Source organism: Nibrella saemangeumensis, from assembly GCF_039541915.1.
Taxonomy (GTDB): domain Bacteria; phylum Bacteroidota; class Bacteroidia; order Cytophagales; family Spirosomataceae; genus Nibrella; species Nibrella saemangeumensis.
Genome location: NZ_BAABHD010000029.1, coordinates 113,055 through 130,773 on the forward strand (window position 1 = coordinate 113,055; position 17,719 = coordinate 130,773).

At 53.5% G+C, this 17,719-nt stretch carries 12 protein-coding genes; 8 read left to right on the forward strand and 4 right to left on the reverse strand.

The genetic code is table 11. From position 1 onward, the window contains the following. Positions 1-15: 15 nt before the first annotated feature. From ABD949_RS13585 to ABD949_RS13600, 4 genes are all read right to left on the reverse strand, one after another. A complete protein-coding gene (locus ABD949_RS13585) occupies positions 16-3,213 on the reverse strand; it encodes a SusC/RagA family TonB-linked outer membrane protein (protein WP_345244288.1) in 3,198 nt (1,065 codons plus the stop codon). 382 nt (positions 3,214-3,595) lie between these two features. Continuing rightward, positions 3,596-4,363 (reverse strand): patatin-like phospholipase family protein, encoded by a 768-nt coding sequence (locus ABD949_RS13590; protein ID WP_345244290.1) that lies wholly within the window; start codon positions 4,361-4,363, stop codon positions 3,596-3,598. Between the two features lie 115 nt (positions 4,364-4,478). Continuing rightward, on the reverse strand, positions 4,479-5,321 hold the full coding sequence (locus tag ABD949_RS13595; RefSeq protein ID WP_345244292.1) for an MBL fold metallo-hydrolase: 843 nt from the start codon (positions 5,319-5,321) through the stop codon (positions 4,479-4,481). 12 nt (positions 5,322-5,333) lie between these two features. Further along, entirely contained in the window at positions 5,334-6,893 is a 1,560-nt protein-coding gene (locus ABD949_RS13600; protein WP_345244294.1) for a sensor histidine kinase, read from the reverse strand. 124 nt (positions 6,894-7,017) lie between these two features. Here ABD949_RS13600 and ABD949_RS13605 point away from each other — a divergent pair, with 124 nt between their 5' ends. The 8 genes from ABD949_RS13605 (at position 7,018) to ABD949_RS13640 (ending at position 17,691) form a co-directional block, all read left to right on the forward strand. Then, positions 7,018-8,280, forward strand: a complete 1,263-nt coding sequence (locus tag ABD949_RS13605) for an SGNH/GDSL hydrolase family protein (RefSeq protein WP_345244296.1) — start codon at positions 7,018-7,020, stop codon at positions 8,278-8,280. Positions 8,281-8,316: 36 nt separating this feature from the next. After that, positions 8,317-9,168: a sugar phosphate isomerase/epimerase family protein gene (locus ABD949_RS13610; protein ID WP_345244298.1), complete on the forward strand. Its 852-nt coding sequence runs from the start codon at positions 8,317-8,319 to the stop codon at positions 9,166-9,168. Positions 9,169-9,286: 118 nt separating this feature from the next. Further along, a complete protein-coding gene (locus ABD949_RS13615) occupies positions 9,287-9,865 on the forward strand; it encodes an RNA polymerase sigma factor (protein ID WP_345244300.1) in 579 nt (192 codons plus the stop codon). A 9-nt stretch (positions 9,866-9,874) separates the two neighbouring features. Continuing rightward, on the forward strand, positions 9,875-10,447 hold the full coding sequence (locus ABD949_RS13620) for a sigma-70 family RNA polymerase sigma factor (protein ID WP_345244301.1): 573 nt from the start codon (positions 9,875-9,877) through the stop codon (positions 10,445-10,447). 179 nt (positions 10,448-10,626) lie between these two features. Next, a complete protein-coding gene (locus ABD949_RS13625) occupies positions 10,627-11,694 on the forward strand; it encodes a FecR domain-containing protein (RefSeq protein WP_345244303.1) in 1,068 nt (355 codons plus the stop codon). A 235-nt stretch (positions 11,695-11,929) separates the two neighbouring features. Further along, entirely contained in the window at positions 11,930-15,322 is a 3,393-nt protein-coding gene (locus ABD949_RS13630; protein WP_345244305.1) for a TonB-dependent receptor, read from the forward strand. Positions 15,323-15,340: 18 nt separating this feature from the next. Next, the gene (locus tag ABD949_RS13635; protein ID WP_345244306.1) at positions 15,341-16,780 is read left to right on the forward strand and encodes a RagB/SusD family nutrient uptake outer membrane protein; all 1,440 of its coding nucleotides are present in this window, start codon (positions 15,341-15,343) and stop codon (positions 16,778-16,780) included. A 62-nt stretch (positions 16,781-16,842) separates the two neighbouring features. After that, entirely contained in the window at positions 16,843-17,691 is an 849-nt protein-coding gene (locus ABD949_RS13640) for a LamG domain-containing protein (protein ID WP_345244308.1), read from the forward strand. The last annotated feature ends 28 nt before the right edge of the window (positions 17,692-17,719 follow it).

The window sequence follows — 17,719 nt, forward strand, 5'->3', positions numbered from 1 at the left end:
AAAAATGTTTGTCAATTAGAAAGTCAACTTCAGCGTACCACCCAGTCGACGGGAACTCGGACCTGTCAGGAACTCAAAGCCGAGGCCATTACCTACCCCTAAGCCAAGGTTGTCGGTATCAAAGTTCAACCCTTTCGGCATGTTGATCGCCTTGTACCAGATGTTGTTACCGGTAAAGGAGATGGAAGCGCTCTTGAACGGAAGCTTCACAAACAGTTGTTTAGGAAGCTGATACGAGAGGCCTACTTCCTGCAGGCGAATGGTCGAACCATCGAAAATCCGTCCTTCGTCCCCGAAGAAGTAGACGTTGTTGAAGCCTACATCCGAAGCCGTTACCTGAATATCGTTCGGGGTACCGTCTGCTTTCACGCCGGGGAATATATAAGTCTGAGCCCGGTCGTAGCCGGTTTCCAGCCCGCTGTCAATGGTTAGACCGCGACCCAGCAGGGCTCCGGCCGTAGTGGAGTACATCACACCACCATGCCGATACGCCAGCATGACACTCAGCGTTAAGCCCTTGTAGCTGAAGTCATTGATAAAGCTGGTCATGAAGGCTGGGTTCGGGTCGCCCAGGATGATCGGCGAGGTAGTTGCCTGGAGATAGCCCTGGGCATCGACCAGAAACTGCCCCTGATCGTTGCGACGGAAGCCGGTTCCTTTGATGATGTTAAAGGGTTGACCTACGATAGCGTAGTTACCCAGCGCCGAACCATACCCGGCAATCTGCACCTCCTGAAGCGTTCCGCCCAGGTCAAGCACTTTAGGCTCGTTCCGGGAGAAGTTGAGGATCGCATCCCAGCCAAACGATCCGGCCCGCAGCAGGTTTCCGTTCAGGTTCAGCTCAATACCCTGGTTACGGATCTTACCGATGTTGATCGTCGTTCCGGTGAAACCGGTAGCCGCATCGAGCGGTGAGTTGGTGATCAGGTTCCGGGTGATCCGGCGGTATAGCGTCAGATCGAAGCCAATCCGGCTGTTGAGCAGTTTTCCTTCCAGACCCAGTTCATATTCTGTATGCAGCTCCGGCTTCAGGTTCGGATTACCAAGGGTGTTATCAACCGAGTGGGTCTGTACGGCCGTACCGGCGGCATTCAACCAGCCCCGGGCACTCTGGTTCAGGATATTTCGGGTGCTGTACGGGTTGGGGAAACCAGCCGACGTTCCGACACCCGCCCGTACCTTCAGGAAGTTCAGGAAACTGGACTCCATGCCCTGGAAAGCGGTAGTGGGCACAAAGGAAAGACTGGCCGACGGGTAGAAGATCCGCCGGTTTTCTTTCTCCACGGTTGAGGTCCAGTCGTTCCGGCCGGCTACGTTCAGGAACAGATAGTTATTGAAATCAGCCGTTACTTCCCCGAAAATACCCACCCGGGTTTGCTCTATCGTCTGGTTAGCGGCCTGGTTATCAATAAAATTGGTATGTCGGAAAAGGTTTCTGGCTAGCTGATTCTGGCTGTTTATGTTGTACGCGCTGTACAGGTCGTTCCGCAGGTTACCACCCACTTTGGCAGACATGGCAAATTTATCGGTCAGCGACCGGGAGTACGACAGGATCACGCTGTTATCCCAGATGGTATTCTTGACATTAAAGGTGTTATACAGACCATTAACCACCTGTACACCCCCTTTATTAAGATTGTATTCCTGGGTTTCATCGTACGTATCCAGACCTACTTTATAAAGCAGCATCAGGTCTTTGCCCAACTCATAATTGGCGGTAGTAGCCGCAAACACCCGATTGACAACCCCGGTTGTTTTATAGTTTTTGAGTACCCACCGTGGGTTGGGAATATCGTTACCGCTGCGGAAATAGATCGTGCTGCCGTCAATGGGATTTTCGTACGGCCAGCCCATCAGGTCAACCTGCCGGGGGGTATACATGACGTTGGCCAGCACCGAGGGGAAACCTACCGCATTGTTGCCGTCGCCGGCGCTCAGCGGGGGCGAAAATTGATCGGTGTTGACAAAGTTGATCGACGTGGTTACCGTCAGCCGCGGACTCATCTGGGCGTTCAGACCTAAACCAAGGTTCAACCGTGTCAGCCCATTTTCCGGGATGTAGCCGCCTTCTTTATTGTAGCCGGCCGACACATTGTAACTTACCTTTTCGCCCCCACCGGAGATATTCATCGATGTAGTCGAAATCTGCCCGGTCCGGAAGAAATCATTGACGTTATCCGGAAAGACCTGCATCTTGTACGGACTAACCGACGCCACATAGTCAGCCAGGGCGGCCCGCGTAGCCGCTACCGAGAAGAAGGCGTACGGGTGGTTAGTTAGGGCTGTGTTTGTATTCTGAGAAGGATAGATCTGTGCTTCTTCCAGGGTAGGCCCCCAGTTACTGAAGAAATACCCTAAGTTCTGCTGGAAACCACCTACGTACCGGTTCTGATAGCGGGGCAGGTGGGCTGTATTGGTGAAGTATGACTGGGTCAGCGTAAACTCGGTCTTCCGGGCTTTCTTACTGCCGTTTTTGGTCGTAATCAGAATCACCCCGTTCCGGCCCTGATCACCGTAGGTCACCGTAGCCGCCAGGCCTTTCAGCACCGTAACGTTTTCGATGTTGTTGGGATCAATATCCAAGAAGCGGCTGGACGCCGATTGGCCCCCGTTAGTAAAACCACCCCGCTGGTTGGTACTGGAGTTAAACGGCACCCCGTCGACCACAAACAGCGGCTGCACCGAACCCGTAATGGATGAATACCCCCGGATGGTGATGTTGGTACCGGTACCCGATACCCCCGATGTAGCAGTGATGTTTACACCGGGAACTTTGCCCTGAAGAACCCGAGCGACATCGGCTTGCGGACGATCTTCGATGAGCTTTTTCTCAATGGCCGTAACGGCGTAACCCAAAGCCCGTTTTTCGCGGACGATCCCCTGGGCCGTGACAACCACCTCTGACAACAGACGGGTATCAGCCGCCAGCTTCACATCAATCACGGACCGATTACCAATTTCAACTTCCTGAGACGCCATCCCCACAAAGCTGTAAATAAGCTTGCCGCCGGAGGCAGGAACCATAATGGCGTAATTACCCTCAGAGTCGGTATTAGCCCCGCGGGTGGTTCCCTTAATGACCACGGAAACGCCCGGCATAGGACTGCCGTCTTCAGACAGCGTAACCCTGCCGGTGACCTGTCGCTCCTGAGCCCATGCAGCGGCCCAGCTTGAGCATAGCAAGAGCATGCTCAACAGTAGATTTTTCCTCATGTACGTTTAGTTTTAGGTTAAGAAAACTTGTTTCTTAGCCACAAACATAACCAGAAGGAGAAACAATGCAAATGGTCTGCATAAAATTTAATGACTTATAAATTATTCTGCTTATTCAAACTTATACCTTATTTTAATTCTGGCATTCATTTTATATTACTTAAGTATTTTTACTATAAATACTTAGTTTGTTACCAATGGTTACAGGGAGTCTTGTACTTTTTGGACAATAAGCTACATATCTTTTAGCCGCTACTATGCCGGTCATAGTTGAAATGAACTATGAATAGTAGGAATACCCTATGGATCAGGTAAATACTATAAAAGCCAGATTCTTCCGCTAGAATCTGGCTTTTATATGGTCAATAGTGCGGTACACCGGCTACACTTCGGCCTCAGATGCTTTGGCCAGTCGTACTTCCAGTCGATGCGTATATTGGTACCCTACCCTGAAGATTTCCCTGGCCCGGCGTATGTCAAATACATCGAAGTTTGCCAACTCCGGCGGTTCAATGAGCACATTGCATTTAGCAAAGCGGTCTTTTGTTTTACTTTGAATACCCAAAATCAGACTCCGTTCAATAACCCCCCGCATCGAACTGATCGGCTTACGGAGCTGAAAGGGATTACAATGCGATCCAATGATAAAATCAACCTTGTTCTCCAGCGCTTCGACCGGCAGGTTGTTCAGCACTCCCCCGTCTACATACTGCCGCCTGTTCAGGTAGAATGGTTCAAAGATACCAGGCAAACAACACGACGCCAGCACGGGCCGGATGAGTTCTCCCTGCTCAAAGATCTCCAGATCGCCTTCGTTCAGGTCAACGGCGGCTACGTGCAGGGGAATTTTAAGACCCTCAAACGAATCGTGGGGCAGGTATTTCCTGTATAACTCAATGGCCGTGTCGATCCGGAGCAGGCCCATGCGGCTCCAGGCCGGCCGCAGGTGCCGGAAAAACGAAGACGTTTCAACAATTTTCAGGGCTTCATCCGGCGAATAGCCGTTGGCAAACAAAGCGCCGGCAATAGCGCCCGCGCTGGTACCGGCAATGCGGTCAATCTGAATTCCCTGCTCCTGCAGGGCCTTTATTACCCCCAGGTGCGCAATTCCACGGGCCCCTCCGCCCGACAACACTAATCCAACTTTCATGGCTCCGTTTCCGACTAAATGGTGGTCAGGCTGTTGGCCCGTCACAAGTTACTTTTCTAAAACGGCTAACTAGCCCGATAAGTTATGCCGGACGGGAATAGACTGCCAATACCGGCTAGAGCAGGTCGGCCAGACGCCCCTGTTCCTTGATCCGGATTCCTTTTTCGGTCGGCATAACGGTTGCAGCCTCCACGACGGGGTCGTGCTCAAATACCAGAATCCAGTTTTCCTCCACAGCTCGTTCCAGCACCCAGTTTTTTTCTTCCATGGTCTCCAGCGGCCGGATGTCGTAGCTCATTACGTAGGGCATCGGTATGTGGGCCGAGGACGGGATCAGATCGGCCATGTACACGATGGTCCGGCCCCGGATACGGAACTTGGGCAGCGTCATTTTCTCGGTATGACCATTCACAAACAGGAGTTCAACGCCCGGGAACGAAAAGCTACCCTGATCGACATAGTTCAGTTGCCCGCTATCGTGCAGGGGCAGGATATTTTCGCGCAGAAAGGACGCTTTTTCGCGGAGGTTCGGCATCACGGCCCAGTTCCAGTGCATGCTGTGCGTCCAGTAAGTCGCCTTCGGAAAGGCAGGTTCCAGGCGGGTGTGAGCGGCATCGTAGCGAACAGCGCCCCCTACGTGGTCGAAATGCAGATGCGTCAGCAATACGTCGGTAATATCGGATTCTGAATAGCCGGCTTTACGGATGGACCCCAATAGGCTGGCATCACCATGCAGGTCATAGTGCCCGAAAAACTTTTCATCCTGTTTGTCGCCAATGCCCGTATCGACCAGCATCAGGCGTTTGCCGTCCTCGACCAGCAGACAGCGCATGGCCCAGGTACAGCGGTTTTGCTCATCGGCCGGGTTGAGCCTGTTCCAGAGTGTTTTGGGTACCACACCGAACATGGCACCGCCGTCTAACTTAAAGAATCCGGTATCTATAGTTTGTAACTGCACGAATGGATGGAATTAAAAAAGCAGATCGTCATTCATCTCGACGGGCAAATATACGGTAAAAGTAGTTCCCCGGTCGGGTTGACTCCGGACCGTTATCCAGCCGCCATGGTTTTCGATGATGCGTTTACAAAGAGCCAGACCCACACCGGTACCGGGGTATTTGGTAACGCCATGCAGTCGCTGAAACATCTGAAACACCCGCTCGCTATACTGCTCGTCGAAGCCGATACCCTCATCGCTTACCTGAACACATCCGTACCGCTGGCGTGGATTCAGGGCTTTTAGTTCGGGCAGGTCTTTGCCGGTTATGACTTTCCCAGTGATTGTCACCTGCGGGGGCTGGTCAGGTTTATGAAATTTAAGCGCATTGCTCAGCAAGTTGACAAACAGTTGAGTCAGTTGCGTCAGGCTGCCGGCTACCGACGGCAGTGGAGCCACCTGAACCCTGGCCTGCTTTTCCTGAATAGCCAGTTCCAGATCGTTCAGTATCTCGGCAAACAGCATGTTCAGATCAACGGCTACAGCCGCTTTGGGTTGGGTATTCAGGCGGGAGTAGGCCAGCAGGTCTCGAACCAGTGCCTGCATGCGCCCGCTCGCCTTTTGCATTCGATGAATGAGGTCGCTTCCGGCTTCGCCAAGCATCGGACCGAATTGTTTCTGCAGCACATCGCCAAACGCGTGAATTTTGCGTAGGGGTTCCTGTAAATCATGCGAAGCCACATACGCAAACTGCTGAAGGTAATCGTTGGAGCGCCGGAGTTGCTGCACCATAAATTCGAGCCTCTGGCGGGTCTGCCGGGCTTCGGTTACGTCGACAAACGTTACCACAAAGCCGTCGCCCTGCTTAACGGCTGACACCGCAATCCAGAAATCCAGCCCATCGCCCTGGTAGTACACTTCGGTTCGATTGGCTATCCCGGTTTCAACCACCTGCACATACATATCGTACAGCCCCAACTCCCTATTGCGGGGAAACAACTCCAGCATGGTATGCCCCGCCAACTCGTTGATGGTCCGGCCAATCAGCGATTCGGCCGCTTTATTGAGCGACAGAAAACCAAAATCAACAATCTTCCCTTCCGCATTCCTGATGGCGTTATGCGAGACAATACCGTTGATAGCGCCGTCGAGCAAAGCCCGCTGATAGGCATGTTGTCGCTGCTGCTGCTGGGTCGTTGTCTCCAGTTTATCCTGGATCGTGTGAAGGCTGGCAATCCGATCGGAAACGTCGTAAAGGGTTACGATCAGGTGCGTATCAGATCGGGCAGCGGTAAGTTCCAGCCAGTGCCCGGTAGTCTCCTGCGGGTGATGATAAAACAGGTCAAGCCGGCTAGTGCTGTTTTCCTGCCATACCCGCTGCCAGTCGCCGGCCAGATTACCAGCCGCATCGGGGAACAGGCTTCGAAGCCGCTGGTCCGTCAACCCCTCAACAGAGACGCCCAGCAGCTTTCCGGCCACCGGCGTTGCGGCTACACAGCGAAAATCGTTTGGCTCCGCACCCGGCACCGGCTCCCAGCGCATCAGGCCAAACGGTAGTTGGTTTTCAGGAAAATCGAAGGAAAAAGAAGTCACGTTACGGAGTACACCTTACGCTTTTGTAACTGGATTACCGTAGCAAGATAAGCAAATAATGGTAAGTTAGCCATCATCCTGACTTTGTAAAGCAGGAGCCCTTTCGTACTCCACCTATCCCCTTATGCGTCCAATTCCGATTATACTCCTGTTAATTTTTGTCAGCTTCCCGCCCCTTTACGCCCAGCCCGACTCGCTGGCACCGGCGCGGGAGTGTACCGTCCGTTCCGGCCTGCCTACCTTCTTTCAGAAGCTCAAAAGCGGGCAACCGGTAAAGATTGCTTACTTCGGTGGCAGTATCACCGAGGCCGGTAATGGCTGGCGGGAGCAATCGCTGAAAGGCTTGCAGCAGGCTTACCCGAAATCGGCCATTACCCACATCAATGCCGCTATCGGCGGGACCGGCTCCGACCTGGGTGCGTTCCGGCTGCGGCAGCACGTTCTCGACCACGCGCCCGACCTGGTTCTGGTGGAGTTTGCGGTAAATGATAATGGCAGGCAACCAGACTTGATTCACCGCACCATGGAGGGTATTGTCCGGCAAATCTGGCGGCAGTTCCCCCGCACCGACATTGCTTTTGTGTACACGCTGACAGCCGCTATGGCTCCCATACTGGAGCAGGGTAAGCTACCCGCATCGGCCACCGCGATGGAGAAGGTAGCCGATTACTATGGCATCCCGTCCATCCATATGGGCTTAGAAGTGGTGAAACTGGCGCAGAACGGAAAATTGGTTTACCGGGGCAAACCCGAAGCGTACCCGGATAAGCTGGTGTTCTCGAACGATAATGTACACCCCTACCCAACTACCGGTCACCGGCTCTACGCCGAAGCCTTTGCCCGCGCCATCCAGCACCTGCAGAACCAGGGCCAGCCCCAAATGCACCGACTCCCAAAACCATTACTCGCCGATAATTGGGAACGAGCCGCCATGGCGCCGGTTCGGGTGGTATCGCGAAGCGCACACTGGCAGGAGATTACGCCAGCAACGGACACTGTAGCCAGGCAGTTGCAAAACCGGTTTACGTACCTGGTGAAGGCCAATCAGGCAGGTGCAAAGATGACAATCCGGTTCAAAGGCACCCAATTGGGGCTATACGATGTAATGGGCCCCGGTTGCGGACAGTACAGCGTCAGCATTGACGGCCAACCGGCCCGAAAGTACCCCCGTTTTGACGAGTACTGCACCTATTACCGATCCAATTATTTCCTCTTGCCCGAACTCCCGGACGGTATACACACCGTCGAGTTGACTTTATCAGATGAACCCCTCGACAAAGCAGCCATTCTGCAAAAACGGGGCAATGCCATCAACGATCCGCGCCGGTACGCCGAGAACGCCGGCTACGCCAGTCAGGTGTTGTTGATTGGTGAACTGGTTGATTAGTAAACTTGACTATCCCGCTGGGATTACAAAACCATTATGAAAAAGAACCTCTGTTTATCACTGCTGCTTTGCCTGCTGGCCCTTACCACCATCGCGCAGTCAAAAAAATTTGGCAAGCTGCTGAAAGAAACGCCGGGTATGGTATCGTACACCATGCGAGCCAGTTTTGCCAAAGATGTACCCGGCACACTCGACAAAATCAAAGCCATGGGCATTACCAACATGGAGATGTCCAGCCTGTTCGGCAAATCGGCTGCCGAGATGCGGAAATACCTTGATGAACGGGGTATGCGTTGCTCCAGTTACGGTGTCCAATACAATGCCTTAAAAAATAACCCGGACTCCATTATCCGCAATGCCAAAACCCTGGGGGCTGAGTTTGTGCGGCTGTCGGGTGTACCGCACAAGGGTGATTTTACGCTGGAGGATGCGAAACGGACTGTCGGGGATTTCAACCAGTTTGGCCGGAAGCTGAAAGAAAACGGACTCACGTTTGTTTACCACAACCACGGCTTCGAATTTCAGCCCTATCAGGACGGGACCCTGTTCGACTACATTGTCCAGAATACTAATCCGGATAATGTCAGCTACGAAATGGACATTCTCTGGGTATTCCATCCCGGCCACGATCCGGAAGCGCTGCTGAAGAAATACCCGAAGCGCTTTAAGCTGATGCACATCAAAGACCTGAAAAAAGGCGTAAAGGGGGACTTCTCCGGCTCTACCCCACCGGAGAACGACGTAACGCTGGGAACCGGTCAGCTTAACCTGCCAGCTATTTTGAAAGCTGCCCAGAAAACAGCTATCAAGTACTATTACATTGAGGACGAGAGCCCCCTGGTTGAGCAGCAGGTACCGCAGAGCATTGCCTACCTGAAAAGTCTGTAAATGAGGCCGACCACCGGCACAGTATTCATAATTCAGCAAAAAATTGTATATATTCGGGCGGCCGGCAGCGCAATGTCTGCCGGCCGCCTGTTTTATTTGTGGTAATCGGTACATACGGTTGAGAGATTCGGGGCAACATACAGCAGACGACGTACTCCTGTGGAAGCGGTTCAAGGAAGGCAGCCAGGAAGCGTTCTCCCGCATCTACTTTGCCCACTACCGCACGCTTTACAATTATGGTTACAACCTGTTTGCCGACCGCGACTTTCTGAAAGATACCCTGCAGGAATTTTTTCTGGATCTGTGGCAGGATCGCGAACACCTGGCCGATGTTCAGTCCGTCCGGTTTTACCTGCTGGTATCAATCCGCCGGAAGATTCTATACAACCTGAAGAAACACCGCCGGGAGCCGCTTTTTTCGGTAGATGACGAAGCCGAAAATTATACCAGCGCCCCATCGCCTGAGAGCGACCTGATTCTTGAAGAAACGGAGCAACACACCCATTCTGAGCTAACGAAGGAACTGAACCGGCTGCCCCTGCGCCAGAAGGAAGCCATTTACCTGAAATATTTTCAGGACCTGTCGTATCCGGAGATCACGGAGGTAATGCAGTTGCAGTACCAGACCGTGCGCGACCTGATTTACAAAGGCATTAAAAACCTCCGCGAGAAGCTGAAGAACCGGTTGTTTTTTTGAGTGAGGATAATGTATACGGACCTCCCGGAAGAAATTCTGCTGAAACTGCTGCGAGCCGACGACGCACAGGCATTCCGGACTATCTACGTCCGTTATTGGCGACCGCTATTCAACCAGGCTTACCGCAGAACGTTGAACCGGACTATAGCCGAAGAACTGGTACAAGATATCTTTCTGAAACTCTGGGAAAATCGGCAGCATACGCTCATCGGTAATCTGGAAGCCTACCTGTTCACGGCTCTGCGCTATTCAGTTATTAACCATATCAAACACAAACTGGGTCGGGAGCAACCAACGGAAGTTGAGCTACTGGCTGATGAGCCGATGGCCGTGGCCGCCGACGTGCCTGTTCGGGAAGCCGAGCTAGCTACGGCGCTCGAAGCGGGTATCCGGCATCTCCCCGAAAAGACCGGCTACATCTTCCGCCTGAGCCGGTTCGACCAGAAAACTACTGCCGAAATTGCTGAGCTAACCGGCCTCACCGAACGCGCCGTCGAATACCACATCACCCAGGCCCTTCGCTCCCTACGCCTGCACCTCAAAGAGTTCCTGACGTTTTGTTTATTGCTGTTTCTCAAGTGAGACTACGTAGTATTTTAAGGCCAGTTGCCGGTCAATTCTCTCCTCTGAAGCTTCTATCATAATCACAGGAACTTCCGGCGAATAACTCACTTACTATATAAATTTTCTAAGAACATATAAAATTCGTTTACGGCTTGCCACTGCTTTTTTGACGTAATGGATAACAAGCCCCTAAATCCATGAGTCGGAAGACACTGCGTGACTTACTGCAACGGTATGTCAACAATGACTGTACGCCGGACGAGCGCCAACTGGTCGAGCAGTGGTATGAACTGCTGGGCGAAGAATCGACTCAGGCGCTGACCGAAGCGGAATACCAACAATTAGAAGAGCGTATCTGGCAGCAACTGCTCCGGCAGCAACCGCAACTGGAAGTCGAAACCGCCGAGCCCGAAGTTAATGTGCAACCCCTCTGGAGACGCTGGGCAGCAGGCGGTGCCGCTGCGGCAGCCGTAGTGGGTATCCTGTGGTTTTCTCTCTCCTACCTGAACCAAAATCCGCAACGCAACCAGCCGGGCCTTGCCGCCACCCATACTCCTTTAGATTTCACCTGGACCGAGCGGGCCAACACCGGTACACAGGCAATGGTAATCGTGTTGCCTGACAGCAGCCATGTTACGCTGGAGCCTAACGCCCGACTGGCCATTTCTCCCCTGTTTAACCGCAGCAACCGCGAAGTCAGGCTGGAGGGTACCGCCAACTTTGCCGTGCGCCGGAATACCAGCCAGCCGTTTATTGTCTATTCCGGCGAAGTGGCTACCAGGGTATTAGGCACCGAATTTATGATACATTCCGTTCCGGGATTCGAAACCGTGGAGGTAGCGGTTAAGTCCGGCAAAGTGACCGTTTACCGCTCCCAAAATGAGATGAAGGAGAAAGAGACCTCCGGCAGTTCGGGCATAATCCTGACCCCTAACCAGAAAGCCACCTACTACACCGACAACAAACATTTTGTAGCCGGCATTGTGGAAAAGCCGGCACCTATTCAACCTCAGCCAAATACCCCAACGGCACAAAACGCCTTTGCGTTTGAAGAGACTCCACTGACCACGGTGCTGGATCTGCTGGAAGACACCTACGGCATTGACATTGAACTGGAACGGCCGGTGCTGGGCGAATGCACCTTCACGGGTAACCTTGCCAACCAGCCGCTCTTTACGAAGCTGGATATGGTCTGCGGAACAATTAATGCCAGTTATGAAGTCCGCGGCACCAAAATCCTGATTACCGGCAAAGGTTGTCGCTAAACTGTTCCCTAAAACCCTTGTAGCCTATGAGTCCATAACCTGTACTGTACACGCCATAAAAAAAGCCGGCACCGTCTCTCCCAGTGCCGACCTCTCTGCGGCCGAAAAACCTGTCAAGTTTTACCATCCCTGCCAGGGGATGCCCGGCCCGTTTTTGCCAATTCGAGCGAATCACACAAAAACAGTTAAAACTATGCAAAACCGCTTACAGTACCAATCCCTACTGTGGTTTCTTATGAAAAGTGCCCTCCACCAATTGTTGTTAATCCTCGTCTTTTCGTCAGTGGCCTTCTCCCGCGACGGCCAGGCGCAGGATGTGCTGGAGCGCCTGGTGAGCATCCGTATGGAGAACGCTGAAATCAAACGTGTGCTGAACACCCTGGAAAAATCATCCGGCGTCAAGTTTGTCTACAGCCCGCGGGCCATCGGTGCCGACCGGAGAATCTCGGTGCGCGTCTCCAACCAGCGTTTGTCCGATGTGCTCGAAACCGTTTTTAAACCACTCAATATTGCCTACCGGATGGTGGGCGGCCAGATTCTGCTCCATGCCGTTGCCGGAACAGAACGGGCAGACGAAGAACGTACGGGTCTCACCCAAGCTGCTGAGCCGGCAGCCTTGTTCCGGATTATATCGGGCACAGTATCCGACGAAGCAGGAGCGGCTTTACCCGGTGTAAGTGTGGTTTTGAAAGGCACCCAGCGTGGCACCACGACCAACGCCCAGGGGCAATACCAGATTGACGCTCCGGACGGAAACAGTGTATTGGTTTTCAGTTTTGTCGGCTACCAGAAACAGGAAGTAGCGGTGAGCAATCAGACGCTGCTGAACGTCTCGCTGGCAACCGACACCAAGTCGCTGAACGAGGTGGTGGTAGTAGGCTACGGTAGCCAGAAGCGCACCAACATTACCGGCTCTGTTGTTTCCGTACCTATTCAAAACATTAAGGATCAACCGGTAACGGGTCTTGACCAGGCATTGGCCGGACAGGTAGCAGGGGTACAAGTGTCGCAGACGACCGGTGCACCCGGCGGAGGCATTACCGTGCGGGTCCGGGGTACCGGCTCCATAGGGGCCGGCAACGAGCCCCTGTACGTCATCGATGGCTTTCCGCTGGAAGTGGGCTACAACCAGACGTCCAATCCGCTCGCGCAGATTAACCCCAATGACATTGAATCCATGGAGGTGCTGAAAGATGCCTCGGCCACCGCTATTTATGGTTCTCGCGGAGCCAACGGCGTTATTATCATCACCACCAGACGGGGTAAGGCCGGTCAGGCCCGCCTGAATCTGGATGTCTTCACCGGCTGGCAGGAGGTATCCCACAAAATTCCGATGATGAATGCTACCGAGTATGCCGATATGGTACGTGATGCGCATACCAACTCCGGGTTTCAGAACGATATACCGCCGGGTTTCAACAATCCGGCCGGCTTTGGCGAAGGTACCGATTGGCAGGACGCTATTTTTCGGGTAGCCCCCATGCAGAACTACCAGTTGACAGCCTCAGGCGGCAACGACCGGTCGCGGTTTCTTATCAGCGGAGGGTACCTGAAGCAGGAAGGACTAGTCATTAATTCCGGGTTTGAGCGTTACTCATTCCGGGTTAACACAGATGCCGATTTATTCCCTAAGGTCAAAGTCGGCGTAAACCTGAGCCCCAGCTACACGCTTCGCCGGATTGTCAATGCGGAGGGGCATTTTGGTTCGTCAGAGAATGCCGTTATCAATGCCGCTCTGGTGTACTCCCCTACCCTGCCGGTTTATAATCCGGACGGCACCTACAGTACACAAACCAATTTCGGTTACCGCTTTATCCAGCCGGAGAATCCGGTGGCCATCGCGCTGGAAACCACCAATCAGCGCCAGCAGTTTCAACTGATCAGTACGGCATTTGCGGAATGGCAGATTCTCCCGCATCTTACCGCCAAAACCAATCTGGGGGTCAATGTCAACACCGCCCGGCAGAATTATTTCCGGCCGTCTATCCTGGGGTTCGACTCCGCACCGGCACCGTCGGTCCCCTCTGCGTTCGATAATTCCTTTCATGCGTTCGACTGGCTGTGGGAAAACACCCTGACCTATGACCGTACCTTTAGCGGTAAACATGCAGTAACGGGGCTGGTGGGTTATACCTCCCAAAAGTCTGACTACCTGAACAACTACATCCGGAGTAATCAAATGCCTAACGACCAGGTTCAGACGCTTAATGTCGCTACCACATTCCAGACCAACGGCACGGGTTCAGGCCGGTCACAGTGGGGGTTGCTCTCGATGCTGGCGAGACTCAATTACAGCTACGCCGAAAAATACCTGCTGACGGCTACCATCCGGCGCGATGGTTCGTCGCGGTTCGGGGCCAATAACCGCTGGGGTACTTTTCCTTCCGTATCGGCAGGCTGGCGCTTAACGGAGGAACCGTTCATCAAAACCATTTCCGTGATCGACGAACTTAAACTCCGGGCCAGCTACGGCTTAACCGGCAACAACGCCATTCCGAATTACGGCTCCATTGGCCTGCTGAGTGCCACCAACTATAACTTCGGTCCGGCCCTGGGCACCATCGTCAACGGCTTCAGTCCTTCTTCATTCTCCAACCAGAGCCTGGGCTGGGAGTCGACGCGGCAATTGGATGCCGGCATGGAACTGGGGCTTTGGAACAGCCGGATTTTTCTGATTGCCGAGTATTACCAGCGCGTTACCAAAGACCTGTTGCTGAACGTAAACGTGCCGCAGATAACCGGTTTTACAACGGTCCTGAAAAATATCGGCTCCGTCGAGAACAAAGGCTGGGAATTCTCGCTGAGTACCCGTAACCTGGTGAATGCCTTTAAGTGGAGTACCGACGTCAATGTTACGTTCAACCGCAACAAAGTGCTCTCGCTGGGGCCCACGGGCGACCCTATCTTTGCCAACACGGGCTTAGCCAATTCCCACAAAACCGAAATCGGGCAACCGCTCGGCAATATTTTCGGCTACAAAGTAGATGGTGTGCTGATGAATCAGGACGCCATCAGGCCCAACAACTCCTGGGCTAACTCCCGCCCCGGAGACCTCCGGTTTGTAGATGTGAACGGCGACGGCATTATCACCCCCGACGACCGGACGATTCTGGGTAATCCGCTGCCGGATGTCATCTACGGTATGACCAACCGCTTCTCCTACGGCAACTTTGAGCTGAACATCCTGATTCAGGGTGTGCAGGGAAATGAGGTTCTGAATCTGTCCCGGCGGTTTATTGCCGCCAATGCCAACTCCAACGTTCTCAAGGAAAACGTAAACCGCTGGCGTTCACCCCAGGACCCCGGCAACGGGCAAATTCCGAGAGCCAACCGGTCGGCTACCGGCAACAACACGGCGCTGACGTCCTTTTTTGTGGAAGACGGGTCTTTTCTGCGGGTGCGCAACATCACCTTTGGCTATACGTTTCCCAAGGCCTGGCAGCAAGCCCTGCACCTGAAGGGTGTCCGGCTCTACGGGGGCGTTCAGAACGCCCTGACCTCTACCCGCTATAAGGGCTATAATCCGGAGGTAAATACCGAAGGAGCCAACCCGCTGGCACCCGGCGTCGACTACGGCGGCTATCCCGTAGCCCGCACCTATACTCTTGGTATCAATGCTACCTTCTAACCGTACGTCTGAAGCAACATGAAAAAAATATTGTTAACTCTGCTGTTTATTCCCTGGCAGACCGCCTGCCGGGAATCCTTTCTGGACCTTCAACCGCTATCAAACGCGAACGTCAAATCTTTTTACAACAGCGAAGCTGATATGATTGCGGCCATCAATGGAGCCTATGCCGGCTTGCAGGCAACGGGCGTATACCGCGAGATATTCTGGGTGGCGGAGGTCCGGTCAGATAATACCGAACAGGACGCCGGCGGTACCGGCCTATCCCTTCCGCTTGAACAGATTGACCGGTTCGACCTCGATGCTACCAACTCGGTTGTTGCCAATACCTGGCGGGACCATTACGTGGTGATTGCCCGGAGTAACGCGATTCTGGACCGGATTGACCGCGTTACTATGCGGGAGGAAAGAAAGAAACAAGTGGGCGGAGAAGCCCGTTTTCTGCGGGCACTGATGTATTTCAACCTGGTCCGGCTATTCGGCGACGTCCCCCTGGCCACCAAAGAATTTACCAATACCGAAGACGCCTACGGGCTGGGCAGAACGCCGGCGGAGCAGGTATACACTCAGATTATCAACGATCTGAAAGAGGCTGAAACGGCTTTGCCGGTGCGACATACCGCCAACAACGATATAGGCCGGGTTACCAGCGGAGCCGCCAAAACGCTGCTGGGGAAAGTGTACCTGACCCGGAAACAGTACACCGAAGCTGCGGTCAAACTGAAGGAGGTAATTGACTCCCGTACGTACGAATTGCTACCGGCCTACCGGGATGTTTTTGCCGTCAGCAACGGCAATCACAAAGAGTCTGTTTTTGAGGTTCAGTTCAAAGCGGGCGGCATTGGGCAGGGCCTCAACTGGGCCAACAACTTTGCCCCCAGGGGTATTCCCACCTCCATCATTGCAACCGGTGGCGGACTTGGATTTAACAAACCGACCGCCGACATCGAGCGGGCTTTTGAAACAGGTGATCTCCGTAAGGAGATTTCCATGGCCACCGGCTATACCGGCAGCAACGGAAGTTTCGTGGCGGCTCCCTATGTTCGGAAATGGATACCGTCTACGCCGATTACTGTGGCGGGTGATACCGACAACAACTTTATGGTACTCCGTTATGCGGATGTGCTGCTGATGTATGCCGAGGTGCTGAACGAAACGGGCAAGTCGGCCGAAGCACTGACCTATTTGAACCAGATTCGGCAGCGGGCAGGGTTGGCTGCGCTGACGGAGTTAGCGCAGCCGGCGCTCCGGTTAGCCATTGAAAAAGAACGGCGGGTGGAACTGGCGTTTGAGAATCACCGCTGGTTTGATCTGCTCCGGACCGGCCGTGCGGTAGAGGTTATGAGGGCTGCCTTCCCGCAGTTCGAAGGAAGAGTGGGAAAACAATTATTATATCCCATTCCTCAGACCCAAATTGACATCAACCCGACCGTTATTAAACAGAATCCCGGTTATTAACCCATCCGCTTTGCCGTTAATCACCGGTTGACATTCGGTGATTAACGGCTTTTGCTAAAAACATGAATACAATACAGCTTTACCTGCTTTTAGCGGCATTGACCGGCTGTTTACAACCAACTACGGATCGTCTCAATCTGCTGTCTGACCCTATTCCCGGTCTGGTTGCTTTCTGGGATTTTCAGGAGCCCGCCGGTCAGGACAGGGTGTCGAAGACCGGTGGTTACCGCCTGCGCGAACAGGGTGGTTCGGTAGAACGAGCCACCGAGGGCGTACTTGGTTCCTATTCCGCCCGGCTCACCGACGGGAAGCATTTTCTGCTGCCCCGTGCCGAGCTGAACAAACTCAACATCCACGGCAAACAAGCGCAGGTAACGGTAGTAGCCTGGGTGAAGCGACAAAACCCCAAAGCCTGGCAGGCTATAGCCGGCGTCTGGGACGAAACTCGTGGGAAGCGACAGTACTGCCTGTTTCTGAATGCGACCAGCCGCACCCATAACCAGGAGATGGTGCGCTATCCCTGCCGGGACCTGGTACACGGACATGTATCCGCAATCGGCAGGTCCACACCCGGCCATTGTTGCTGTGTTACCTACTCATCAGGAAAAACGACTATTCCGTTAAACACCTGGCAGGTAATCACCATGACATACGATGGTGCCTATAGCCGGGTGTATGTTAATGGCGAACTGGATGCGGAAACCAACTACAACCCATTCTACTACCCGGACGGCATTTTTGATGGAGGCAACGACGGAGCACCGTTTACAGTAGGTGCCGTTTCAGCTCATGGTAAAATGAACAACTTTTTTGATGGATTGATCGGCGGTCTGGCCGTGTACAACCGGGCACTCACTCCCGCCGAAATAAGGATACTCTCCCAGAGTGGTGATGCGGTCATTCAGAAATAAAAGGTATTTTGCTACAAGTATTCACTTC

Coding starts and splice junctions, on each gene's coding strand:
- ABD949_RS13585 (WP_345244288.1), bottom strand. CDS start 3,213: ATGAGGAAAAATCTACTGTTGAGCATGCTCTTGCTATGCTCAAGCTGG.
- ABD949_RS13590 (WP_345244290.1), bottom strand. CDS start 4,363: ATGAAAGTTGGATTAGTGTTGTCGGGCGGAGGGGCCCGTGGAATTGCG.
- ABD949_RS13605 (WP_345244296.1), top strand. CDS start 7,018: ATGCGTCCAATTCCGATTATACTCCTGTTAATTTTTGTCAGCTTCCCG.
- ABD949_RS13610 (WP_345244298.1), top strand. CDS start 8,317: ATGAAAAAGAACCTCTGTTTATCACTGCTGCTTTGCCTGCTGGCCCTT.
- ABD949_RS13620 (WP_345244301.1), top strand. CDS start 9,875: ATGTATACGGACCTCCCGGAAGAAATTCTGCTGAAACTGCTGCGAGCC.
- ABD949_RS13625 (WP_345244303.1), top strand. CDS start 10,627: ATGAGTCGGAAGACACTGCGTGACTTACTGCAACGGTATGTCAACAAT.
- ABD949_RS13630 (WP_345244305.1), top strand. CDS start 11,930: ATGAAAAGTGCCCTCCACCAATTGTTGTTAATCCTCGTCTTTTCGTCA.
- ABD949_RS13635 (WP_345244306.1), top strand. CDS start 15,341: ATGAAAAAAATATTGTTAACTCTGCTGTTTATTCCCTGGCAGACCGCC.
- ABD949_RS13640 (WP_345244308.1), top strand. CDS start 16,843: ATGAATACAATACAGCTTTACCTGCTTTTAGCGGCATTGACCGGCTGT.